This window comes from Tenacibaculum pelagium (assembly GCF_014062345.1).
Lineage (GTDB): Bacteria > Bacteroidota > Bacteroidia > Flavobacteriales > Flavobacteriaceae > Polaribacter > Polaribacter pelagius.
The window spans coordinates 283,944-308,975 of record NZ_JACGLS010000003.1; the positions used below are offsets into that span (position 1 = coordinate 283,944).

The 25,032-nt window shown below is 30.1% G+C and carries 22 protein-coding genes; 4 read left to right on the forward strand and 18 right to left on the reverse strand.

Translation table 11 applies throughout. The annotated features are described in order from the left end of the window. Both rimO and H3Z83_RS08455 read left to right on the forward strand, forming a co-directional pair. Nucleotides 1-1,359: a 30S ribosomal protein S12 methylthiotransferase RimO gene (gene rimO, locus H3Z83_RS08450; protein WP_182125043.1), complete on the forward strand. Its 1,359-nt coding sequence runs from the start codon at nucleotides 1-3 to the stop codon at nucleotides 1,357-1,359. Between the two features lie 48 nt (nucleotides 1,360-1,407). After that, on the forward strand, nucleotides 1,408-2,142 hold the full coding sequence (locus tag H3Z83_RS08455) for a Dph6-related ATP pyrophosphatase (RefSeq protein WP_182125044.1): 735 nt from the start codon (nucleotides 1,408-1,410) through the stop codon (nucleotides 2,140-2,142). Here the strand turns inward: H3Z83_RS08455 and H3Z83_RS08460 are convergent. The 5 genes from H3Z83_RS08460 to H3Z83_RS08480 form a co-directional block, all read right to left on the reverse strand. Further along, nucleotides 2,134-2,514, reverse strand: a complete 381-nt coding sequence (locus tag H3Z83_RS08460; RefSeq protein ID WP_182125045.1) for a DUF6122 family protein — start codon at nucleotides 2,512-2,514, stop codon at nucleotides 2,134-2,136. The genes H3Z83_RS08455 and H3Z83_RS08460 overlap by 9 nt on opposite strands. A 2-nt stretch (nucleotides 2,515-2,516) precedes the next feature. After that, entirely contained in the window at nucleotides 2,517-3,278 is a 762-nt protein-coding gene (locus H3Z83_RS08465) for a TIGR02757 family protein (protein WP_182125046.1), read from the reverse strand. A 2-nt stretch (nucleotides 3,279-3,280) separates the two neighbouring features. Next, the gene (locus tag H3Z83_RS08470) at nucleotides 3,281-3,832 is read right to left on the reverse strand and encodes a CPBP family intramembrane glutamic endopeptidase (RefSeq protein WP_182125047.1); all 552 of its coding nucleotides are present in this window, start codon (nucleotides 3,830-3,832) and stop codon (nucleotides 3,281-3,283) included. 46 nt (nucleotides 3,833-3,878) lie between these two features. Further along, nucleotides 3,879-4,541 (reverse strand): ABC transporter ATP-binding protein, encoded by a 663-nt coding sequence (locus H3Z83_RS08475; protein WP_182125048.1) that lies wholly within the window; start codon nucleotides 4,539-4,541, stop codon nucleotides 3,879-3,881. An 88-nt stretch (nucleotides 4,542-4,629) separates the two neighbouring features. Continuing rightward, nucleotides 4,630-7,203 carry a DUF5916 domain-containing protein gene (locus H3Z83_RS08480; protein WP_182125049.1) on the reverse strand — a complete coding sequence of 858 codons (2,574 nt, stop codon included), beginning with the start codon at nucleotides 7,201-7,203 and terminating at the stop codon, nucleotides 4,630-4,632. Nucleotides 7,204-7,444: 241 nt separating this feature from the next. Here H3Z83_RS08480 and sucC point away from each other — a divergent pair, with 241 nt between their 5' ends. Further along, nucleotides 7,445-8,641, forward strand: coding sequence for an ADP-forming succinate--CoA ligase subunit beta (sucC, locus tag H3Z83_RS08485; protein ID WP_182125050.1), 1,197 nt, complete (start codon nucleotides 7,445-7,447; stop codon nucleotides 8,639-8,641). A gap of 53 nt (nucleotides 8,642-8,694) precedes the next feature. Here the strand turns inward: sucC and H3Z83_RS08490 are convergent, their stop codons facing one another. The 13 genes from H3Z83_RS08490 to H3Z83_RS08550 all read right to left on the reverse strand — a co-directional run bounded on the left by H3Z83_RS08490 (nucleotide 8,695) and on the right by H3Z83_RS08550 (nucleotide 23,037). Next, the gene (locus H3Z83_RS08490; protein ID WP_182125051.1) at nucleotides 8,695-9,294 is read right to left on the reverse strand and encodes a hypothetical protein; all 600 of its coding nucleotides are present in this window, start codon (nucleotides 9,292-9,294) and stop codon (nucleotides 8,695-8,697) included. Nucleotides 9,295-9,314: 20 nt separating this feature from the next. Then, nucleotides 9,315-11,303, reverse strand: a complete 1,989-nt coding sequence (gene uvrB, locus H3Z83_RS08495) for an excinuclease ABC subunit UvrB (RefSeq protein WP_182125052.1) — start codon at nucleotides 11,301-11,303, stop codon at nucleotides 9,315-9,317. 60 nt (nucleotides 11,304-11,363) lie between these two features. After that, complete coding sequence (locus H3Z83_RS08500) at nucleotides 11,364-14,204, reverse strand: T9SS type B sorting domain-containing protein (RefSeq protein WP_182125053.1); 2,841 nt, start codon at nucleotides 14,202-14,204, stop codon at nucleotides 11,364-11,366. Between the two features lie 52 nt (nucleotides 14,205-14,256). Beyond that, nucleotides 14,257-15,087, reverse strand: coding sequence for an ABC transporter permease (locus H3Z83_RS08505; RefSeq protein WP_182125054.1), 831 nt, complete (start codon nucleotides 15,085-15,087; stop codon nucleotides 14,257-14,259). A gap of 8 nt (nucleotides 15,088-15,095) precedes the next feature. Then, nucleotides 15,096-15,992 (reverse strand): ABC transporter ATP-binding protein, encoded by an 897-nt coding sequence (locus H3Z83_RS08510; protein ID WP_182125055.1) that lies wholly within the window; start codon nucleotides 15,990-15,992, stop codon nucleotides 15,096-15,098. Nucleotides 15,993-16,108: 116 nt separating this feature from the next. Next, nucleotides 16,109-16,807, reverse strand: a complete 699-nt coding sequence (locus H3Z83_RS08515; RefSeq protein WP_182125056.1) for a response regulator transcription factor — start codon at nucleotides 16,805-16,807, stop codon at nucleotides 16,109-16,111. Between the two features lie 11 nt (nucleotides 16,808-16,818). Next, nucleotides 16,819-18,384, reverse strand: coding sequence for a sensor histidine kinase (locus tag H3Z83_RS08520; RefSeq protein WP_182125057.1), 1,566 nt, complete (start codon nucleotides 18,382-18,384; stop codon nucleotides 16,819-16,821). Nucleotides 18,385-18,505: 121 nt separating this feature from the next. Beyond that, entirely contained in the window at nucleotides 18,506-19,084 is a 579-nt protein-coding gene (coaE, locus tag H3Z83_RS08525; RefSeq protein ID WP_220455458.1) for a dephospho-CoA kinase, read from the reverse strand. Then, nucleotides 19,084-20,013: a YbbR-like domain-containing protein gene (locus H3Z83_RS08530; RefSeq protein ID WP_182125058.1), complete on the reverse strand. Its 930-nt coding sequence runs from the start codon at nucleotides 20,011-20,013 to the stop codon at nucleotides 19,084-19,086. Before H3Z83_RS08530 ends, coaE begins: the two co-directional genes overlap by 1 nt. A 78-nt stretch (nucleotides 20,014-20,091) precedes the next feature. After that, nucleotides 20,092-20,412, reverse strand: coding sequence for a preprotein translocase subunit YajC (gene yajC / locus H3Z83_RS08535; RefSeq protein WP_182125059.1), 321 nt, complete (start codon nucleotides 20,410-20,412; stop codon nucleotides 20,092-20,094). Next, nucleotides 20,412-20,879 (reverse strand): DUF1573 domain-containing protein, encoded by a 468-nt coding sequence (locus tag H3Z83_RS08540; RefSeq protein ID WP_182125060.1) that lies wholly within the window; start codon nucleotides 20,877-20,879, stop codon nucleotides 20,412-20,414. Before H3Z83_RS08540 ends, yajC begins: the two co-directional genes overlap by 1 nt. A 41-nt stretch (nucleotides 20,880-20,920) precedes the next feature. Further along, entirely contained in the window at nucleotides 20,921-21,859 is a 939-nt protein-coding gene (gene nusB, locus H3Z83_RS08545; RefSeq protein WP_182125061.1) for a transcription antitermination factor NusB, read from the reverse strand. Nucleotides 21,860-21,936: 77 nt separating this feature from the next. Beyond that, on the reverse strand, nucleotides 21,937-23,037 hold the full coding sequence (locus H3Z83_RS08550; RefSeq protein WP_182125062.1) for a Glu/Leu/Phe/Val family dehydrogenase: 1,101 nt from the start codon (nucleotides 23,035-23,037) through the stop codon (nucleotides 21,937-21,939). Nucleotides 23,038-23,200: 163 nt separating this feature from the next. Between H3Z83_RS08550 and H3Z83_RS08555 the strand changes: the two genes are divergently transcribed. Further along, on the forward strand, nucleotides 23,201-24,955 hold the full coding sequence (locus H3Z83_RS08555; protein ID WP_182125063.1) for an ABC transporter ATP-binding protein: 1,755 nt from the start codon (nucleotides 23,201-23,203) through the stop codon (nucleotides 24,953-24,955). The last annotated feature ends 77 nt before the right edge of the window (nucleotides 24,956-25,032 follow it).

Below are 25,032 nucleotides of genomic sequence, written 5' to 3' on the forward strand. Positions count from 1 at the left end.
ATGCGCACAAAATCACCACAAAAAAATAAAATCAACGTAGTTACCTTAGGGTGTTCTAAAAACGTTTACGATAGTGAAGTGTTAATGGGACAATTAAAAGCCAATGGTAAAAACGTGGTTCATGAAGATGAAAATGATGATGGTAATATTGTAGTTATTAATACATGTGGGTTTATAGGTAAAGCTAAAGAAGAATCTATAGATACTATTTTGCATTATGCGCAGCGTAAAGAAGCTGGTGAAATAGACAAGGTATTTGTTTCAGGTTGTTTAAGTGAGCGCTATAAACCAGATTTGGAAGCTGAGATAAAAAATGTAGATCAATATTTTGGTACGCACGATTTGCCTGAATTGTTAAAAGTTTTAGAAGCAGATTACAAACACGAATTAATAGGGGAGCGTTTAACAACAACTCCTAAGCATTATGCATATTTAAAAATTGCTGAAGGTTGTGATCGCCCTTGTTCTTTTTGTGCAATTCCTTTAATGAGAGGAAAACATAAATCTACTCCGATTGAGAATTTAGTTATTGAAGCTACTAAATTAGCTGAAAACGGAATTAAAGAAATAATGTTAATCGCTCAAGATTTAACATACTACGGGTTAGATATTTATAAAAAACGCGCTTTAGCTGATTTATTAAAAGAGTTAGTTAAGGTTGATGGTATCGAATGGATTCGTTTGCATTATGCATTTCCTTCTGGTTTCCCGATGGATGTGTTAGATGTAATGCGAGAAGAACCTAAGGTTTGTAATTACTTAGATATTCCGTTACAACATATAAATACAGAGATTTTAAAATCGATGAAACGCGGTACGACTCATGAAAAAACAACGAATTTAATTCATAAGTTTCGCGAGTATGTACCTAATATGGCAATCCGTACTACTTTAATTGTTGGTTATCCAGGAGAAACAGAAGAACAGTTTGAGGAGTTAAAATCTTGGGTAGAAGAAATGCGTTTTGAACGTTTAGGTGCTTTCGAATATTCTCATGAAGAAAACACAGGTGCTTTTGTTTTAGAAGATGATGTACCAGCAGATGTAAAATTCCGTAGAGTAAATGAAATTATGGAAGTTCAATCGCAAATATCTTGGGAATTAAATCAAGAAAAAGTAGGAAAAACTTTTCGTTGTTTATTCGATAGAAAAGATGGAGAATATTTTTACGGACGTACAGAATTTGATTCGCCAGATGTAGATAATGATGTTATTGTAGATGCTACAAAACATTATATAAAACTAGGAGAGTTTATTGATGTTAAAATTGATGAAGCCGGAGATTTTGATTTATACGGAACTCCGTTAGTTAAACAAGAAAAACCAGTTCCTTTACATCAAAAAAGAAACAAACAGTAAATAACGAATCCTGCCAAGTGCAGGATTTTTTTATAGATATTTGTTATTATGAAAAAAACATATTTTAATTGGAGTTCAGGTAAAGATTCAGCATTTGCATTGTATAAAGTATTACAAGAAAAAGAATATCAAATTGAAAAATTGATAACTAATGTAAACGAAGATTATCAGCGAGTTTCTATGCATGGTTTGCATGAGAGTTTATTAGAAGCGCAAGCGGAAAGTCTTGGAATTCCATTAGAAAAAATAATGTTTCCTGCAGATGTTACTATGGATTTATACAATCAGAAGATGAAGGATAAAACTTCTGAGTTAAAATCATCAGGTTATAGTCATGCAGTTTTTGGAGATATCTTTTTAGAAGATTTAAAAAACTACAGAGATTTAAAATTAAAAGAAGTAGGAATTATAGGAGTATATCCACTTTGGAAGCAAGACACCAAGAAGTTGCTTCGTGAGTTTTTAGCATTAGGATTTAAAACAATTACTGTTTGTGTAAATGCTAAATTGTTAGGAGAGGAGTTTGTAGGTAGAATTATTGATGAAGATTTTATCAATGAATTACCAGAAAATATTGATGTTTGTGGAGAAAATGGGGAATTTCATACCTTTTGTTATGACGGACCAATTTTTAAAAAACCGATAGAGTTTGAAATAGGAGAAAAGGTATTGAAATCATATACATTAAATAAAGATAATTCTCAGAATTGCCATCAAGACACAAAAGAAGAGGTTAAAAATTACGATACTAGTTTTTGGTATTGCGATTTACAATTAAAATAAATTACTTACCCACTCTAATATATTTTTAGTAGGACTGTTTTGTAAACAAGTATTACAATTATTATACATAAATAGGCAGTCGATAAAATCGGTAAGCATATGTAATAATAGCCCTAACCCTATAATCTTATAAGGCTTTCTTAAAAAGAGAAGAAATGTATATATGATGATCGCATAATATGTATGTAATGGATGAAAACCAATACTACATCTATTCGAAGAAAAAATAGGAGTAGCTAATAAATGATCTAGATCTACTAGCATAGTTGCCAATAAAATAAGAGTTACTTTTCCCCAGTCTTTCCTAAAGAAAAAATAAGCTATAATAAAAGGAAGTCCGAAATGTAAGAAGTAGTGAATGAAGGTTTGCATGATTAAAATTTTTCAAACACACCTAATCCAAATAAGGCAAAATCGTATTTCACAGGGTCTTTTTTATCAAATTCTCTCAGAGTAACATCTAATTCTGTTAAGGCTTTCCAATCGTTTTGTTTTCGAGTAAGAATTCCTAGTTTACGAGCCACGTTACCAGAATGCACATCAAGTGGACAATGTAAATGCGCTGGGTTATGTGTTTTCCAAATACCCAAATCTACGCCTGTTTTATCATTACGAACCATCCAACGTAAAAACATGTTTATACGTTTTGAAGCTGAACCTTTTAACGGATCAGAAACATGTTTTAATGTTCTTTGTTGGTGTGGTATTTCAAAGAACACTTGTTTAAAATTATGGATTGATAATTTATAATTATCTTCATTGTTAGTTGATAATACAGTTTCTAGACCATTGTGATTTTGATAAATATTTTGAAGTGATTTAATGAAGAATTTAAAATCCTCAGCATTAAAAGTTCGATGCACAAATCCATCAAAATTAGCTAAGTCCTCATCGGTATGATTCATCACAAAATCATATGGAGAATTACCTAACAACTCTACCATTTTTAAAGAATTTCTGATAATCATCTTACGATTTCCCCAAGCTATGGTTGCAGCTAAAAATCCAGTAATTTCAATATCTTCTTTTAAAGAAAAAAGATGAGGGATTTGTATAGGGTCACTCTCAATAAAATCAGGATTGTTATATTTTACAACTTTTTCGTTAAGAAATTCTTTTAATTCTTCTCTATTCATTTTTATACTAAATCTGCAGCAAAACTACCTAGAACAAAAAAAGCATTGTAACAGGCGTGTAAAAGCATACTCCATTGTAACCCGAAACGAACTCTAATAAAACCTAAATAGCCACCTAAAATTGTTTGAGGTGCTACTAAAATTGGAGTTAACAAGAGTACATTTGTGGTAATATTGAAGTTTGTTAAATGTACTAATCCAAATAAAATAGCAAAGACATAAAAGGCAATTTTAAAAGCTTTAGCATTGTGAAATAATGTAATAGGAGCTCTAAAAAATAACTCTTCAAGTAAAGGCGCTAAGATTACTGCTAAAAAGAAAATAAACCATTTAGAACTGTTTTTCATTAACTCTTCCATGGCATGATCGTTTAAATCTACCCAACCTAAGTGCTCAATTAAAACAAATAAAGGAGTTAATAAAGCACCGGTTAGTATACTTATTACAAGTAAGTGTAAAAATTTTTGAAAGCGATACGAATTATTAGTATTTGTATCTTTTTCTAAAACAGGATTTCTTAAGTAAGCAATTAATTCGTTAAATGTTTCTTTCATGGTTAATTGTTTTGCTATAAGTAGTTAGAAACATAGAATTGTTACATTATTCAACTATAATTCCGTCTTTCATAGTTAAAGTTCTATCAGCCATTTGCGCTAACTCTTTGTTGTGAGTAACTAAAACAAAGGTTTGTCCGAACTTATCACGCAATTCAAAAAATAATTCGTGTAGGTTTTTAGCCGAAGTAGAATCTAAATTTCCAGAAGGTTCGTCGGCAAAAATTACTGAAGGTTCATTTATTAATGCTCTTGCAACGGCAACACGTTGTTGTTCTCCTCCAGATAATTCACTTGGTTTATGATTTTCTCGATGAGATAATCCTAAGAAAGCTAATAATTCCTTGGCTCTTTTTTCTGTAGCTGATTTTGATTTACCACCAATAAAAGCAGGAATGCAAACATTCTCTATAGCGGTAAATTCAGGGAGCAATTGATGAAATTGAAAAATGAATCCAATATGCTTATTTCTAAAAGAAGAAACTTCTTTATCTTTTAAATTACTCATCGAAATGCCATCGATGAATAACTCGTAGTTTTGCTCTTTTGAAGGTTTATCAAGCGTGCCTAAAATTTGAAGTAAAGTAGTTTTTCCAGCTCCAGAAGGACCAACGATAGCTACGATTTCACCTTTTTTTATGTGAAGATTTACACCTTTTAAAATTTCAACTTCACCGTAATGTTTATGGATGTTTTTGGCAACAATCATACTTTTTTATTCAGAATAACGAATGTATAAAAAAGAAATCAGATAAACTTTAAAAGCTTATCTGATTTCAGTCAATAAAAAAATCCCCTTAAAAAATATTTTTAAAATCGTTATAATCGATAAAATAGACTAGTCTTAAAGAAAATGTGTGTTGCATATTTTCTTTAAATAATCTATCTATATTATCTCGAAAATTAATGTTTGCAGGTGCAAAATCTGGATCAGGACTAATGGAATTTCTATAGAATGCAATTAATTGGCTACCAGGAGCAAATTGCCATACATAATTTAAGTCTAAATTCCAGCTGTTAAAATTTCTGTCATATCCCCCTGTATAACTTGTATTTTGAAACGTTCCGTTTGATTGATTTAATTCAAAAAACTGTTTGTACGGAACCTTACTCCAATTATGTCTAAATGTTAATGACAAAGTTGAAAGTGAACTAAAACTATATTTACCGGTTAAAGAGTTATTGTATGTGCTTCTATTACGTTGACCAAAGAAAATCTCATCTTTATAGATGATTAAAGTTGGGTCATTATCAATAGCATTTTGATTTATTTTTGTTACATACCCATATTCGTTATCAGATTGTTGATAATTAAATCCATAAATTAATGAAAATTGGTTGTTAAAGCGATAACGAGGTCTAATACCAAAACCATAATTTCTTTGATCTATACCTGTTACTGCTTGTTTAAAGAAAGTATGCCAAAAGTCATAATCTATTGCAAACTTTTTTCGATAGTCTGTAGAGCCCCAATGATTTATGTTGATTCGCTGCGGTCTTTTAAAGAAAATTCCACTTGTAGTTCCTTGTCTTGGCTCAAAGAAATCTTTTCTTTCAGAACTATAATTTAAGTTACCTCCAAAACCAAAACGCTTTTTTGTTTGAGACCAGAACGACAATCCTCCATTTGTGCCTACATAGGTGCCAGGGTTATGTAAAAAGTTAACATTATAATACATATTAACACCGTAGTTGTTAAAGATACCCTTTGGTTTTAATAAACGATATCCAACAAAACCATAAATACCTTGCTCGTTATTACTAAACAAAATACCCAAATCGTTAGGGTTATAGTCTTTGTTTTCAAATTGGTATCCAATTTCACCTCTCCAGTTACCAGATTGTTTTCCTATACTTGTATCAAAAGCATAACCTGTATTTGTTTCACTAGGATCATCAGAAATATTAGTCATTTTAAAAGAACCATCAATGTTGTAGTTACTCCCTTTATCCTCAACATGCCATAATAAACCAGTTGCATTCGCATCTCTAAAACGACCATCACGTGTAACATTAGTATTAATTAGCGTTACAGATGAATTTTGATTGAATTGCTGATCTAACACCATGATGTTATAATTAGCTAAAGGATTCGTTGTTGATTTATACGAGTTAATTGTTGAAATAGTATCAACTTTAATGGTACCATTATTATTGCTAGTAACAATATTTTTCTCAGTTCTTGTTATTGTAGCTTCAGTTTTATCGGTTACAGCGTTAAAAAAACCAATACCCAACCCTTTTTTTGTTCTTCCAGATATTTTTATAGCATTTAACATTTTAACATCTGGATTATCTGTGATTTTTTCATTTACTTTTTTACCATTAGTAAACTCTTTTTCATCAATTAAATTTCTTTCACTAGAAAATTGATCAATAGGTCTTCCTCCAATTCTTCTTGAATAAAATAAGCGACCTTTAGTGAAAAGTTCTGTACCTTCGGTAAAAAATTGACGTTGTTCAGAAAATTGTTGTTCAAAAGGACCTAGGTTTAATTGCACATCGTCAAATCCTACTTGACTAAAGTCAGGAACTAATGTAGCGTCTAACGTAAAGTTTTCGGTAATACCATACTTTACATCCATACCAACACTCCAATCAAAATCAGTATTTCCATCATAAGTTTTTGTTATTGCTGACGCATAAGGATAAAAACTTAATCGAGTAGGAGGTTTTATATTTTTAAAATCTTCAATTAAACCATCGTATTGAGTCCAATAACCTTGTTGATTATCAATATGATTCCATGTATACCGAGCGTTTAAGTTTCTAGCTTCTCTATGAAAATTCATTCCCCAAGATTGTATAGGTTCATTTGCAAAACGTAAAGCTCTATATGGAATTTTTATTTCCGCTATCCAGTTTGTATCGTTAATTTTTACAGCACTTTCCCAAACTGCACTCCAGTTATAATCTTCGTTTCTACCATTAGAAACTTTCGAGTCTATTTGAACTCCAGATGCAGTAACAATAAACATTGTAGGGTTTTGACCATCATCATTTGGGTTAATCATAGCCATAAAAAAATCTGAATTTCCAAAGTTATCTCTATTAGTAAATTCAGCAGGAACTTTTTCCCCGTTTGGTTTATGCATCAAAGCAGAAATGTATATAGCTGCATCATCGTACACTATTTTAACTTCAGTTTTGTGCGTATCAACTTCTGCTTTTCCATTATCAGGACGCATCATTACAAAATCTTTAGCAATAGGAAGATTATTCCATGCGGTATCGTCTAAAACGCCATCTATTTTTGGAGGAGAATCTACTCTCGTAGCTCCAATTTTCTTTCTGTTTTGATTAATTTCTTGTGCGTTTATTCCGTTAGAAATAAGAAGTGTAGCAATTAGTAGTTTCGCAATTTTATGCATAGCAGATTGATAGTGTAAATGGTTTAGCTAAATTATTTATGATTTAAGCGAGTAAATCATAAAATCATGTTAATTACACTAAAGACATGTTAAAAAAAGGAACGTTACATTTTAAATGTTAAAGAAATGCAAAAGTAGAGATCATAGAATATCAATTGAAATTACATTAAAATAAAGAGTAAATTGTAATGTATTATCATTTGAATTCGTATTTTTGTTCGACTTTAAAAATTCATATCTAATGAACTTACACGAATATCAAGGTAAAGAAATATTAAATAGTTTTGGCGTTCGTATTCAACGAGGAATCGTTGCAAATACACCAGAAGAAGCTGTTGAAGCAGCAAAGAAATTAACTGAAGAAACAGGAACAGGTTGGCACGTAATTAAAGCACAAGTACACGCAGGTGGTCGTGGAAAAGGAGGTGGAGTTAAGTTGGCTAAAAACTTAGATGAGGTAAAAAGTATTTCTAATGATATTTTAGGAATGATGTTAATTACTCCTCAAACTTCAGCAGAAGGTAAATTAGTAAACCAAGTTTTAATCGCTGAGGATGTATATTATCCTGGTGATTCTGAGCCGAATGAATTTTACATGTCGGTTTTATTAAACCGTGCTACAGGTAGAAATATGATTATGTATTCTACTGAGGGAGGTATGGATATTGAAACAGTAGCAGAAGAAACTCCGCACTTAATTTTTACAGAAGAAATCGATCCTGCTTTAGGCTTAATGCCTTTCCAAGCTCGTAAAATTGCTTTTAACCTAGGTTTAAGCGGTGTAGCGATGAAAGAAATGGTAAAGTTTGCAACTGCATTATATACTGCTTACATCAAGTCAGATTCAGCAATGTTTGAAATTAACCCAGTGTTAAAAACTTCTGATGATAAAATTATGGCTGTTGATGCTAAGGTAACTTTAGATGAAAATGCATTATACCGTCACAAAGATTATGCAGCAATGCGTGATATACGTGAAGAGAACCCAATTGAGGTTGAAGCTAAAGCTGCAGGTTTAAATTATGTAGATTTAGATGGAAACGTTGGATGTATGGTAAACGGAGCTGGATTAGCAATGGGAACTATGGATTTAATTAAGGAATCAGGTGGAGAACCAGCTAACTTTTTAGATGTTGGTGGTACAGCTGATGCTGAACGTGTTGAAATTGCTTTTGGTATCATTTTAAAAGATCCAAACGTAAAAGCAATTTTAGTTAACATTTTTGGAGGAATCGTTCGTTGTGATCGTGTTGCTCAAGGTGTTGTAGATGCATATAAGAATATGGGAGACAAAATTAATGTGCCTATTATTTGTCGTTTACAAGGAACAAATGCTAAAGAAGCAAAAGAATTAATTGATAATAGTGGAATGGAAATTATCTCTGCTACAGAGTTCCAAGAAGCTGCTGATAAAGTACAAGAAGTATTAAGTGCTTAATTATTAATTCTTAGTTAGAATATAGAAAAACCCTCACTTTTAAAGTGAGGGTTTTATTTTATAATTCCATTTTCTTTATGAAATTTGGAAACTCGCTTGTAAATTGTAGTTAATAAACGTGTTAGCTTGTTATTGATTATCATAATATCAGTAGCTAAATTCATTATTTTTTCATCTTCTATATCAAATACACTTCTTAAAAGAAATTCCGTGTTTTTTGATTTATGTGCGCCGGTTGTATTTCGGATATGTTTGAATAAATTTTTATGACTTTTTTGAAAGTCACTAAATACTTTATTTAAAGTTTTAGCTTCATTGATTAATTCATTAAAGTTATTTTTTGTTAACTCTTTAACCAATTTATTTCCTAATAAATTATTAATGTCGTTTAAGTATTCGTAAATTATGATAGATATCATACGAGAGTAAAACTTCTTTTCCATTTCAGTTTCACAGTTTCTATGGTTGAAAGTTAAAATACTTAAGTCACTTTGTACAATTTTTAGATGAATAGAGAGTTCTGCTAATGCAATATATTTTGTTGATTTTCTTGCCTGTAAACCTTTCAGAATAGCATAGTCATATATTAGTGATTCAGGAATTTGTTTATTAATAGATTTTTTTTCTTTATTTAGATTAATTTTTTTAAACATAGCTTTATTAAAAATTGAAGTTATAATTTTTCTTTCAATACTTCAATTTCATCACGTAATTGCGCTGCAGCCATAAAGTCTAAAGCTTTGGCAGCTGTTTCCATCTGTTTACGTTTGGTGCGAATACGCTTTTCTATTTCTTCTTTAGGTAAGTACTCTAAATCTTGTTCTGCGGCTTTTTGAGTCGCATTATCGTAATGATAAGATGTTATTGCATTTTTAGATAAAGTATTATCTATCTTTTTATTTATCTGAGTCGGGGTAATTCCGTTTGCTGTATTGTAATTTATTTGTTTTTCTCTTCTACGGGTAGTTTCATCAATTGTCATTTGCATGCTATTGGTAATTTTATCAGCATACATAATTGCTTTACCATTTACATTACGCGCAGCTCTACCAACAGTTTGTGTTAATGATCTATGTGAACGTAAAAAACCTTCTTTGTCAGCATCTAGAATTGCTACTAAAGAAACTTCTGGAAGGTCTAATCCTTCACGTAATAAGTTAACTCCAATCAACACATCGAAAAGTCCTTTACGTAAATCTTGCATAATTTCTACACGTTCTAGCGTGTCAACATCAGAATGTATGTAACGACAACGTACTTGAATACGAGTTAAATATTTGGCTAACTCTTCAGCCATACGTTTGGTTAATGTGGTGACCAAAGTACGTTCATCTTTTTCAACACGAACCTGAATTTCTTCAATTAAATCATCAATCTGATTTAAACTCGGACGAATTTCAATTTCTGGGTCTAATAATCCAGTTGGACGAATTACTTGCTCAACAAACAAGCCTTCTGTTTTTTGTAATTCATAATCGGCAGGAGTTGCAGAAACATAAATCACTTGATTTTGTAGCATTTCGAATTCATCAAATTTTAATGGTCGATTATCCATTGCTGCGGGTAATCGGAATCCGTATTCTACTAAATTTTCTTTTCTACTTCTGTCTCCGCCATACATTGCATGGGTTTGAGGGATGGTAACATGACTTTCATCAATCACCATTAAATAATCATCAGGAAAATAATCTAATAAACAGAAAGGACGAGTTCCAGGATCTCTACCATCTAAATAACGAGAGTAGTTTTCTATACCAGAACAATAGCCTAACTCACGAATCATTTCAAGGTCAAATTCGGTACGCTCTTTTAGGCGTTTTGCTTCTAAATGTTTTCCTATTTCTTTAAAGTAATCAACTTGTTTTACCATGTCATCTTGTATTTGATGAATAGCATTTTGTAAAACATCGGGTGAGGTTACAAACAAGTTCGCAGGATAAATTGTTAACTCACTTAATTTATCAATTACTTGATTGTTTTCAATATCAAAAGTTTCGATTTCTTCAATTTCATCTCCGAAAAAGTGTACACGGTAACCACTATCCCCATACGATGGATAAATAGTAACAACATCACCTTTTACTTTAAAAGTACCGCTTTTAATTTCAGTTTCGGTACGAGCGTACAAACTTGTAACTAATTGATGTAAAAATTTGGTACGTGATATTTGTTGATCAACTTCAATCGGAATCACATTTTTCTTAAATTCATTAGGATTTCCAATACCATATAAACAAGAAACTGATGCTACAACTAAAACATCTCGACGTCCTGAAAGTAGGGAAGAGGAGGTGCTTATTCTTAAGCGTTCTATCTCATCATTAATAGATAAATCTTTCTCGATATAGGTTCCTGTAGTAGGTAAGTATGCTTCTGGTTGATAATAATCATAATACGAAACAAAATACTCAACAGCATTGTTTGGGAAAAATTGCTTGAACTCAGAATATAATTGAGCAGCTAAGGTTTTATTATGTGCCAAAACCAAAGTAGGTCTATTTACTTCAGCGACAACATTAGCTACTGAAAATGTTTTACCTGAGCCTGTAACACCTAATAGAGTCTGATATTTTTCATCTGAGTTAATTCCGTTAACTAATTGTTTTATTGCTTGAGGTTGATCTCCTGTAGGCTTAAATTCTGATACTAATTGAAAATCCATAAAAACAAAAATACGGATAGTTTTTAAGCTATCCGTATGATATAATATTTGATAATAATTCTATTTTCTTAAAAGAGAAAAGTGTCCTGATTTTTTTCGAATCTTTCCATTAATATCTAATAATTCCGCATTATACCAATAATCATTTGAAGGCAATATTTTGCCATTATATATTCCATCCCAACCAGGGTCATTTTTATCAGTAATAGTTTTTATCAGTTTTCCGTAGCGATCAAAAATTTGAACATTTACAGATTGATAAAAGTCATTGTCAACCCCTAATATATTCCATGTGTCATTATGTGTATCTCCATTAGGTGTTAGATGTCTTTGAAAATAAATAGTAGAAATCTGTTCAGAAGATACAATACCACAATCATTGCGATCTCTAATTGAAATTGAGTTTAATCCAGGCGGAATCTCAGTGAAGGTAAAAGTTAAATTTTTATCTCCTTTAGTAAAATCACTTAAACTAGTGCTATTTAGAGCATATTCATAATCACCTATTCCATTTACAATAATTTCAATTTTGTTATTTATAGGGTTATCATTATCATCAGTAGATTTAATACTAACAATTAAAGCTTTATTGGATTCTTTTACATAAAAAGTATTGTATCCTATGCAAGGTTGATTAATATTAGGGTATACTCTATAGGCTTCAACTTTATATTCTCCTGCTGAGTTGGCATTGTGTATAGCGTTTGTTTCTCCAGGTATTAAAAAACCATCTAGATACCATTTATAAGTGTCAGAACTATTCCCAGTATCGGCATTCAACTCAATAGTGCGTAGTTGTGGATTCATTCTTGGGTTATCAATGCATAAAATACTTTTATCTAAATTTCCTTGCGGAGCAGGTATTTTTTCTACAAATATTTTAAAGCGTCCAACAGCTTCACAAGAATTAACACCTTTGTTAGAAACTCTAACATATACATCAGAATTATTTTTAAATAAATAATCTTCATAAGGAGGGGTAATTTGATTTATTTGTAAAGAGGCATCGTTAGAGGTTCGATAATATTCAAAATTATGAGTTGCTTCTGATAATGCTCCTCCTGAGTCATTAATAATTTGTTGAGTTTTAGAATCAAAATTAAAAATACTATTATTTGTTCCTATACTAAATTTTGCATCAGGGTCAGATGTGTTTTTATCAAGTTCACATAGATATTCATCATTATATGATGTTAATCCTGTTGGGTTTACTTGTAGATCAATTAACTCTGTTTGATAGCATTTCGTAATAGTATTTGTTACTCTAACCATTACCGTATGATTTGTAGCTATTGTATTAGTGTAATTATTTTTGTTAATTGGATTTTGGAAAGTTATATCGCTAGTTTCAAAAAAATCAAAAACCAAATTAGAAGTATTATTTACTAATTCAATTTCTTTACTTTCTAAATTAAAAGAAGCAAATCCATCTACAGTATTACTGTCAAAATCACACTGAATATATGTTGGTATTTTATTAATACTAGGTTTTGGTTCAAAATTTATTTGAATTTTACCGGTGTATGTTTTTCCACATTCTGAAGTAGATTCTATTTTAACTTCATATAAGCCACTTCCAAAATTAGTGTTATTAGTTGTTAAGATTCTAGTTTTTGCTATTTCTGTACCATCTTTAAACCAAGTATATGTTGAAGAAGCTAAATTTAATTCAGGCTCAATCATATAGGAATCACCAATACAGAAAGTTTGGTTTGTGTTATTTAAAACATTTCCAGTGGTAGTATCAATTAAGTTAACAGGAGCAAAGAAAGATTGAATAAAAGGGGGTAATCCTTGAGAGCTTATTTGGCCATTTAGATTTATTTCTTGAGGATTATAAGTAACATTGTTAGGTTCTTCTTCAATATTATTTATAGCTCCTAAAAAGCTTCCTCCTGGAAGCGAAAAGTATATTTTTTGATTAGGTCCTAGTTGTAGAGCTCCTCTAAATCCATTCTGTTCTGTAATTAGTGTTTTAGATTGTGCTATATCTGTTGTTAATAAGTTAAATTGAAATACTTTATTGCTATTAGATGAAGCAGAGTAATTTGAAGCATATAGTTTTCTAGACTCCTGAGAAAACTCAACGCCATATGGTGCTCCATCCTGCGTTGGTGAAGTTAAAATTACACCATTAGAAATAATTTTACCTGTTAAATTATCAAAATCATATAATACTAAGCTTCCACTTGGATTAAAATCAGCTAAGGCAACTTTATTACCATTAGGGGATACTTTTAAATAACCTCTTTTATCATTTAAAAAATATGAAGACGGTGAGGTGATAGGGTTTGAAGAATCTATACCATTTTTATCAATTTTATAGGCATAAAAAGTATCTTGGACTATAGATAATATCCAAAATTCTGTACAATCTTTACCTTGAACTGCACTTATTTTTTCCGACCAAGCAGCATCTCTTCCATCTGATAAGTTGATAGGTCCAGCTATAATTTCGCCGCCATCTCCTTTGTCAATATCTACAGTATAATAATTAAAACCGGGGTTTCTAGGATAGCCACTATTACCTACAAAATCTGTACCTACTGTAAATATATAATAAATGTTTTTATCTTCAGGGTTTGGAACTATTAATCCAGATTGAGAACTAGAAGGGTTTCCTTGTAAATTATCTGCGATTCGCCCATCAGAATATCTCATTAACTCATGTCTAGCAGTCCAAACTTTAATACCGTCAGAATAGAATAAAAGATTCCCATTTTCGTCTGAAATTGTAGAACACCCTTCATCTGTATTTAATTTACCGTCAGTTAAAGCTGAAGGAGGTGAAGTGTTAAAGTCAATACCTGCATTACGGCCAAAATACCAAGTGTTTGCTTCTTTTTGACTGTATAGATTAAATGTTAATAACGTTAGTAGAAATAATAGTAGTTTTTTCATTCGTTGTATGAATTCTTTGCTATTGTAAAACAGCTAAACTACTTAAAACCCTCTATAAATCTCTCTTTTTTAACAAAAAATATGAAGCATATATAAAAACGGCTGTCCAGAAAAGAACAATAATTATGTTTAATAATCCTACTGAATAATCTTTAGTAAAGTTTTCTCCTATTTGACTAGCCACTGATTTTACAGCTCCCAATCTTGTAAAAGGTTCGTCCAATAAGTTCCACATAGATTTAAAAGGAAGAAATTGGTATATGTCATCGGCAAATTCTTTAGACATTTTACTAGCTAGGTATAGGTAGCTAAAAAACTCAAGGAAGAAAAAAACTATAATTGCACCTACAGCAAACGCAGATCTTTTTATTAAAATACCAAAAAATAATCCCATTGAAAAGAAACCTATTAACTTAATGAAATATGCAAAAAGGTATTTTAAATCAGAAAAAATGATTGATATTTCATTAAAGTCAGAATAAATTGCACCTAAAATAAGTGATACTATAAAAATAAATAATGTTGAAATTAAAGCAAAAACAACAACAGTATAAAATTTTGAAAGTATAAATTCTTTTTTACTTAGTCCGTCTATTAAATTTTGCTTTAATGTTTTGTAGCTGTATTCGTTAGCCATCATAGAAACAATTACAAGTAATAAAAAGAACTTTAAAAAAGCAGCGATAAAAGTGTTAAAGTGCCATATGTATGGAAAATTAAATATTCCTTGTTCTGCTAAATGAAACTTTATAGGCCCTATGTCGAATTTTATTGCAGCTATTAACGCTATTGAAGTCAATAATGCAAAATATATGATGGATAAAGCTTTACTAGCTCTGTTATGTTTTAATTTATGAAATTCTATACTTAAAAGACGTAGCATAATATTGATTAGTTATTGTTGGTTAAATCTAAGAATTGTTGTTCTAAACTTGGTTTTCTTTTAACCAAATGTGATAAAGTAATGTTGTTGTTAAAAAGAAATTGATTGATTTCTGAAGCAGATAACTCAGAAGTTAAGTTTGCAATTAAAATTCCGTTTTCTTCTTTAATACTTCCTATTGAAGAATGATTTTCTAAATGCTTAATCAACTCTTTGTTGTTTTCTGATTCTAATTCAAAATAACCATTTGAAGTTGTCATTTCATCAACACGACCACTATATAGCTTTACACCATTACGAATAATTAAAACATGTGAACAAACTTTTTCAACTTCATCAAGTAGGTGAGAAGCTAATAAAATTGTTGTTCCGTTTTTAGCAATTTCTTTTATGATTTGACGAATTTCATGAATTCCTTGCGGATCTAATCCATTTGTAGGTTCGTCTAAAATTAAAATTTCAGGATCGTTTAACAATGCAGATGCGATAGCTAAACGTTGTTTCATGCCTAAAGAATAAGTTTTGAATTTGCTATTTCTTCTTTCAAAAAGATTAACAACTTTTAATTTCTCTTCAATTTTATCATAAGAAACCCCTTTTATTTTACAAATCAATTGTAAGTTTTGAACTGCCGACATGTAAGGATAAAAATTAGGACGCTCAATAATAGCTCCTACTTTTTTTAACGCTTCGTGAGTTGATAGCTTTCCATCAAACCAATTAAAATCTCCAGAGGTTCTATTAACCACATTTAAAATAATACCTAAAGTTGTTGATTTTCCGCTTCCGTTAGGTCCTAAAATACCATATACTTCTCCTTTTTTAATATCGAAAGAAAGATTGTTTACTGCATGGACTTTTCCGTATTTTTTATCGAGGTTTTTTATTGATAAAATTGTTTCCAAGTTTTTCGGTTTTGTTGATTATAAGTATTTGACGACTTAGTAGAATTATTGTTACAATTTATAAAAAAGAAAAGACTTCCGTTTGTAGAAGTCTTTTCTTTTTTTTGATGTTGGTTTTATACTTTTTCTATTAATCTAAAGCCTTCACCATGTATATTTAAAATTTCAACATTCTCATCTCCCTTTAAATATTTACGAAGTTTAGCAATGTAAACATCCATACTACGAGAAGTGAAATAATTATCATCTCTCCATATTTTTGTTAAAGCTAATTCACGAGGCATTAAATCGTTTTTGTGAATTGCTAGCATACGTAACAATTTACTTTCTTTAGGAGATAGTTTTTGTGTTTCTCCTTCATTAAGTGAAAGATGACGTAGCTTAGAATTGAAATCAAATCCTCCAATTTTAAATTCAAACTCATCACTTTCGTTTGATTTTTCATTTTCTTTACGTTGTAAAATCGCTTTGATTTTATGTAGTAAAACCTCAGAGTCAAAAGGTTTGTTTAAATAATCATCTGCACCTACTTGATATCCTCTTAAAACATCTTCTTTTAATGTTTTAGCTGTTAAAAAAATAATAGGGATTTCTTTGTTTGTTACACGAATGTCTTGTGCTAAAGAAAAACCGTCTTTACGAGGCATCATTACATCTAGGATGCATAAATCATATTCTCCGTTTTTAAACATAATTAATCCATCTATTCCGTCTTTAGCATGTGTTACGTTATAGTCGTTTAATGCTAAATAATCTTTAAGAACTGTTCCGAAATTCGGATCGTCTTCTACTAATAATATTTTTTTACTTCCCATCTTCTTTCAATTTATATTAATGGTAATTTAACTGTAAATATGCTTCCTTTGCCTTTTTCACTCTCAACATGAACGGTTCCGTGGTGGCTGTCTACAATTTCTTTTACATAGGCTAAACCTAAACCGTGACCTTTTACGTTGTGAATGTTTCCTTTATGTTCTCTATAAAATTTATCGAAAACATATTTCTGAGCATTTCTACTCATTCCAATCCCTTCATCTTTTACTTTAAAGATAAAATATTTATTTGTACTCTCTGTATAAACATCAATTTTTGGAGCACCTTCAGAATACTTTAGAGCGTTCTCTAATATGTTAACTGTAATGTTTACTAGGTGTAAATTATTTCCTAAAACCTCCGTGGAAATTGCTTTAAAATGTGTAACAATACTTCCATTTTTATCATTTACTAATAATTGAATGTGCTCAATAGCTTCTTCAATAATGTCGTGCATATCTGTAGCATCCTTACCAATTTCTAGTTGGTTTTTTTCTAATCTTGAAATTCGTAATACGTTTTCTACTTGACCATGCATACGTTTGTTCTCCTCACGAATCATTTGAACATAACGTTTAACCTTATCTTCGTCAGATATAATTCTTGGATTTTTAATCGCATCTAAAGCTAGGTTTATAGTAGCAATAGGTGTTTTAAACTCATGCGTCATATTATTAATAAAATCTGTTTTTATTTCAGAAATCTTTTTTTGACGAATTAATTGATATAATGATGCAGAAAAAGCCGCAATAATAATCCCTATAAATAATAATGACAGCCCTAAAATTTTCATCATTCCTGAAATCAAATTTTTACGTTCGTTAGGGAATTTTATATATAATTTATATTTACTATTTCCTTCTTCATCTTCTAGCAATGGATAATATTTATCATTAGGTTGAACATTAAAATATCCTGATTTTAATTGAGTCGCTAACCCATCTTCATAAACACCATACTTAAAATCTTGAGTAATATTCATTTTACCCAATTCTTCTTTTAATGTTCTGTTCAGTTCATTATTGCTAATTCGATGATGAATTGGAGAATAATGCTTACTTTGCTTAAACATATACTCCATCTGCTGTTTATTCCAGCTGGGATATAGTTTAAAATTTGTAAGTTGACTTTCTTTTAAAAAAGGCTTAAAATCTTTATTTTCAGATTTAATGACTTGAGAGAAAAAAATATCTTCTTTGCCTGAATATCTTTTAAAGATAATTGAGTCGTTATTTACAAAATCCCCTGGAATTTTAAAATTTTCTTCTAAGATAGTAGTTCCAAAAGTTAATTTCCTTTTACTTGTCGTGTCTATTTGTTGAAAGATAAAAGTTTTAATCTCAGCATCAGTTCTAAGTTTATCATTTTTAAAAAACTCATTAGTACTAAGAGCAAATTCTTGATACTCTCTTTCTTTAATTTTCTCTGATGTCCTACCAAGAGCAATTGTAACATTGTTCTCGAATTGCTGTTGTTTGTTTTTTATTGCATCTTTAATCCAATAGACTTGAACTGAGATAATTCCTATCAAAGAAATACTCATTAAAACAACAATAAGAATAAAGATTTTTTTACTCATTATTCAAAAATAAATCAATAAAATGAAGGGGTGTTCGGTTTTAACTTAGATTAACAAAGTTACTGAAAAATTAAGATAATTTTAAGAAAAACAATTTATATAACATAAAATATTTAGATTTTTATGTTAAATAATTGTGGATTTTTAATACTTGTGATTCAGTATTGGAAAGAGTTATGTTTTCAATAATATAATGAGATTGTAGTGCTTTTTTATTTTGAGACCATTGATTTTTAATTCTGTTTTTAACAACATCAATAGTTGAGTCATCTCTTTTTATAACTCTTTGAATTCTTATGTCTTTGGGAGCTATTACTGTAATTATTTTATCACAGAAAGCGTTACTTCCGTTTTCAAATAAAATGGCATTTTCATATAAAATGTATTTTTTATTTGAATTGTATTTGATGAAATCTTGTAAGTGCTTATTTACAACAGGGTGCACAATAGCATTTAAAGTCGCTAACTTTTCTTTATTGTTAAAAACGATATTGGCTAAATATGGTCTGTTAAGGGTGTTGTTTTGATAAGTGTCGCTTCCAAATTCTGAAATTAGTTTTGATTTAATCTCATTTGATGAATTCATTAATTTTTTAGCCTCGTCATCTGCTATATAAATAGCAATATCTTCGAATTGAGAAAACATTTTTACTACAGTAGATTTTCCGCTACCTATACCACCTGTAATACCTACAACCATTATTCGTGAATTAAAAAATCAATTTTATCAGGAACTATTCTTACTACTGAAACCAAATTTGAATGCGATTGTATTTTAGGAATTAAGTATGAAATTCCTTTAGTAGTACTTTCATTGTAGTCACACTCAATAGTAAATAAATCAGGGGTTACTTTATTGAAGTTTGTTAAACCTACCTTGTATATTAATTTTATTTTTTTTGGAAAAATATTTATTCCGTCTGGAGCATTCTTTATAGTTACTGGAATTTCAATTTCACCTTCAGTAAATTTATCTACAGAGGCTATGATATCAACTTCTTTGATGTTTGTTTTGAAATTCCTGTTTTTAGGAAAAATTATTTTAGACTTTAATTCTACTTTTTCAGAAACATTTTTTAAATCAGTCTTTTCGAGGTTTAAAAAAGATATTTTTTTTAATTCTTCCTCATCACCAGATATTTCGATACTATCTGGCTTTATTGTAACAGGTTTAGTTAAGTCGAAACCTAGTTGAAACTCGATGTTTAAATTCGATTTTAAAGGGATTTTTCTAGAACTAAGTGTGCCTATTTTTAGAGAGATACTATCTTCTTGTATTTGAATTAATTCAATACCTGATTTTAATTGGTTTTGAATTTCCGACTGAATATTTTGAGAAAGAAAATAATAATTATTCCCTTCTTTTCTGCGAGTTTTTTCTAGGTTTAGTTCTAAAGGTTTGCTACTAATATTTGTAGAAAGTAAATTAAACCCTGTTCCTTTAACTAATAGGGTTATATTTTTTAAAGGAGTACTTATAAGTGTTTTTTGTTGGGGTAAATTTATATAATCGATATCGTAATTTACTTCACTGGTGTAAGTTTTAGATAAGTTGATTAGAATCCAAAAAAACAATGAGGCAATTAAAAAGCCAAAAAAAGTCTTAGGTATGTTAAGCGTCTTTTTCAAATTAAAATATATGAAGCAATTTACATAAAAAACAAAAAAGAGAGCTAACTAGCTCTCTTTTTTAAATATGTGTAACTGTTATTTTTTAACGTTAGTATTATATTTTTTACTTAACTCCATTGAAATAGCAGAGCGCTCAAATTTAATTTTCCCTGCTCCAGTTTCAATAGTAACGGTATTGTCGTTATCGTTAATTTCAACAATCTTACCATGAATACCGCTCGAAGTAACTACTTTAATTCCTTTTTTAACAGTTGATTGAAATTGTTTTTCTTTTTTTTGACGATTCATCTGGGGACGAATAATTAAAAAATAGAAAACACCAATCATTGCCACAAAAGGAAGCATACTCATAATGCTTTCTTGTGTGCTGGCTTGTAAAAATATAGAATCAAACATTATACTGTTTTCTTTTTAGGAGTTACCATTCCAGAAATTTTAACAACCTCTCTACCTTTTTCAGTATTCGTTGTTAAAGTAATCGATTTAGATTGCTTGTTTGGTTTACCGCTAGTATTAAAGCTTACTTGAATGTCTCCAGTTTTTCCAGGTGCGATAGGTTCTTTAGGCCAAACAGGTACTGTACAACCACAACTTGCTTGAGCATTTGTAATTACTAAATCACCTTTACCTGTGTTTGTAACAACAAAAGTAGTTTTAACAACGTCTCCTTCATTAACAGTTCCAAAGTCAAATTCTTCTTTGTCGAAAGAAATAGTAGGTGCTCCTAAACTAATTGAACTATCTCTTTTTTCAGCTTTCTCTACATTTTCTTTTTTTACTTTCGATGATGCATTTCCTTGCCCACAAGAAACTAACATTCCTGTTGAAACAACTAATGCAAGCGCTACTGCTATTTTCTTCATTTTAAAAATAATTTATTTAATTCGTTGTAAAAATAATAATTTTATAATAATCCTCTACCAATTTTAACCATTTGGTTTGATGATAAATAATCTTTAGCTAGTTTGTCTAATACTCCGTTAATGAAATAACCACTTTTGTTGGTAGAGTAATCTTTAGCTAATTCTATATATTCATTAATACTTACTCTACTCGGAATAGATGGGAAATGTAAAAATTCAGTGATTGCCATTTTGATGATGATCATATCGATATCAGCAATTCTATCTGCTTCCCAATTAGGAGTTTTGGCAATAATATCTTCTTCGTATTTATGCTGATTTAACATTGTTTTAGTGAATAAATCAGACACAAATATTTTGTCTTGATTGTCTTTATATAAACTTCCTAAAATAAAAGGCTTCTTCGGGCTTTGTTTGTTCAATGTTTTAACTATCCATGTATTTACAAAAGGAATATCATCTACCCAAGTAATCATTTTATCTTCAAAATAATCTGCTAATTTTTCGTTAGGCGCTACAATTTCTTTAAAGAAATCTATAACAAAAGCTCTGTCTACATTATATGAATCTTCAACAGTATTCATATATTTTTCATAAATATCGCTTTTCTGCAATTCATCTAATAAAATCTTAACGTACTCGTCGTCAAGTTCCCAGTAATTTAATTTGTTAAGTTCTAGGTATCCTTCTAAACTAACACTTTCGTTAAGTAGGTTGATTAACTTATTATCAATAAATTTAGTATTTGGATTTAGTTCTTCTTTGGTAGCTAAAATTTTCTTTTTAGCAAGCGCAATTCTTTTATTGGCTAATTTTTGCACTTCTACTAATAACTGAAGATTTAAAACGTACAAGTCGTACATTTTTTGAATACTGTGTTTTAAGAATTTTTCTTCTTTAACAATATCATCATTGTGCGATTGCTGCATTGCATAAACCGACTGCATTACTTTAACTCGAATATGTCTTCTGTTAATCATTTTAAAGAACTTTAAAAAAAAGAGCGATAGAAACTATTTCTAACGCTCTGCAAAAGTAAAACTTTTTTATTTTTTATCTAGCTATTTTGCTCTTTTTTACGAGCATCAATTCTACCTTGTGCAATATTAAATGCAGCTTGGTGTGTAGTGATGTTTTCTTTCTCAGCTAAGTTAAAGATATCTAATGTTGTATTGTAAATGTTTTCAGTTCTTTTTAAACTTTCAGCTTTGTCGTAACCAACAACTTCTGCATAAACATTAATAATTCCACCAGCATTAATTAAGAAATCAGGAGCGTAAGCAATTCCTTTTTCTTGTAACATTCTACCATGCTTTAATTCGTCAGCTAATTGGTTGTTTGCTGCACCAGCAATAACTTTAGCGTTTAATTGAGCAATAGTATTATCGTTTACTGTTGCACCTAATGCACATGGAGCATAAATATCGATGTCTAAACCGTAAATATCGTTTCCTAATACTACGTTAGCTCCGTATTTTTTACTTAACTCTTCTAAACGAGCTTCGTTAATATCGTTTAAAATAACTTGAGCACCTTCATCAGTAATGTGTTTAACTAGAGTTTCACCAACGTGACCAACACCTTGCACTAAAACTTTTTTACCGTCAAGATTTTCAGTTCCGAATTTATATTTAGCAGCAGCTTTCATTCCCATGTAAACTCCGTATGCAGTTACAGGAGAAGGATTTCCAGACCCACCAATAGCTTCAGATACACCAGTTACGTGTGGTGTAACTTCACGGATAATATCCATGTCGCGAGTTTCCATACCAACATCTTCAGCTGTAATGTATTTTCCACTTAAAGAATTTACATACTCACCAAACTTACGCATTAAGTCGTCGTTTTTCTGAGTTTTTGCATCACCAATAATAACAGCTTTACCACCACCAAGGTTTAATCCTGTAATTGCTGATTTATATGTCATACCACGAGATAAACGTAATACGTCATTAAGTGCATCCCATTCACTTTTATATTGCCACATTCTAGTACCTCCTAAAGCAGGTCCTAAAGTTGTATTGTGAATACCAATTATTGCTTTTAAACCTGTATCTTCGTCGTTACAAAAAACGATTTGCTCGTGATTGTCAAAAGATAATTGACCAAATACAGGGTCGTTCTTAAGGTCTTTAGTATCAATGATTTCTGATGTCATTCTTAGTTGTTTTTAATTTGAGATTGTTTTAATAATCTCAAAAATTCGAGCACAAAAGTACGGAATCGTCAAAACATAAGCAAAAAAAGTAGTCTTAATTATGTTATGTTTAACAAAAGTCTTAAGGAAGTTTTAATTTTTTAATCAAAAGAATAATTTAATCTTGAAATCATTACTATATCTTAATAAATTTTTTATAAAACATAAATGGAGATTGTTAATAGGTGTGTTTATCACAGTCTTAGCTAAAGTTTTAACACTTAAGATTCCGAACTTTGTAGGTGAGTCCTTAGATATAGTTGAGGATTATCAATTAGGTAAAGTCACTAACATATCTGAAGTTAAAGGTGTGTTATTAAACAACATCTTATTAATTGTTGGAGTTGCTTTATTAGGTGGTTTTTTTACTTTCTTAATGAGGCAGACTATCATTGTGATGTCTCGTAAAATTGAGTTTGATTTAAAAAATGAGATTTATCAGCAGTACCAACGCTTATCAATAAATTTTTATAAGAAGAATAGAACTGGTGATTTGATGAATAGAATAAGTGAAGATGTATCTAAAGTTAGAATGTATTGTGGTCCAGCAATTATGTATTCGCTAAACGTACTGATTTCATTTATTGTAGGGTTTGCTGAAATGTATGCAATTTCTCCAAAACTTACTTTGTATACGATGATTCCATTTCCAATATTATCAATATCAATATTTATATTAAGTAAACAGATTAATAAAAGAAGTACAGTTGTTCAACAGTATTTATCAAAGCTAACAACTTTTAATCAAGAGTTTTTTTCTGGAATTAATGTAGTTAAATCTTATGCAATAGAATCCAACATTATTAATTCTTTTGATGAAATTTCTGACGCGAGTAAAGAAAAGAATATTGATTTATATAAGGTTCAAGCATTGTTTTTTCCATTAATGATTTTGTTAATAGGTATTAGTAATATTATTGTTTTATATATTGGAGGAAAACAATATATCGCTGGAGAAATTCAAATAGGAGCTATTGGTGCATTTATTATGTATGTTAATATTCTTACATGGCCAGTAGCCATTGTAGGTTGGATTACATCTATGGTACAGCAGGCTGAAGCTTCTCAGAAAAGAATAAATGAATTTTTAGAGCAAGTGCCTGAGATTGACAACAAAGTTCCTGTTTCAACGAAAATAAATGGAGGGATAGCGTTTAAAAATGTTTATCTAGTTTATGATGATACCAATATAACTGCATTAAAAAATATTAGCTTTATAATTAATGAAGGAGAGACTTTAGCGATTTTAGGTAATACAGGAAGTGGGAAATCTAGTATAATTAATTTAATAGCTCGTTTATATGACGCTACCGAAGGTCAAGTTTTAATCGACGGAAATGATATCAAAAAATGCAATTTATATGATGTACGTAATCAAATAGGATTCGTACCTCAAGACCCTTTTTTGTTTTCTGATACTATAGAGAATAACATTAAGTTTGGTAAAGAAAATGCCACTGAAGAAGAGATTGTTGATGCAGCTAAGAATGCTGTAATTCATGAAAATATTATTGGATTTAAAGATGGCTACAAAACTATATTAGGTGAAAGAGGAGTTACTTTATCAGGAGGGCAAAAACAAAGAACTTCTATAGCAAGAGCAATTATTAAGAATCCTGAAATATTAATTTTTGATGATTGTTTATCAGCAGTAGATACTGAAACGGAAGAGAGAATACTATCTAATTTAGAGCGAGTATCTAAAAATAAAACAACAATAATTATTAGTCATAGAGTTTCATCGGCAAAAAATGCAGATAAAATTATAGTTTTAGATGAAGGAAATATAATTCAGCAAGGTGTTCATAATCAATTAATAGCAGAAAAAGGATATTATAAAGAGTTGTATGAACAACAACTTTTAGAAAAAGAAATGTAGCGTTTCGTATTGTTAAGTCAATTATTTTGTTAGATTTGTTGAGCAAATTTAAGTAAACAACTATTATTTAAGAACCG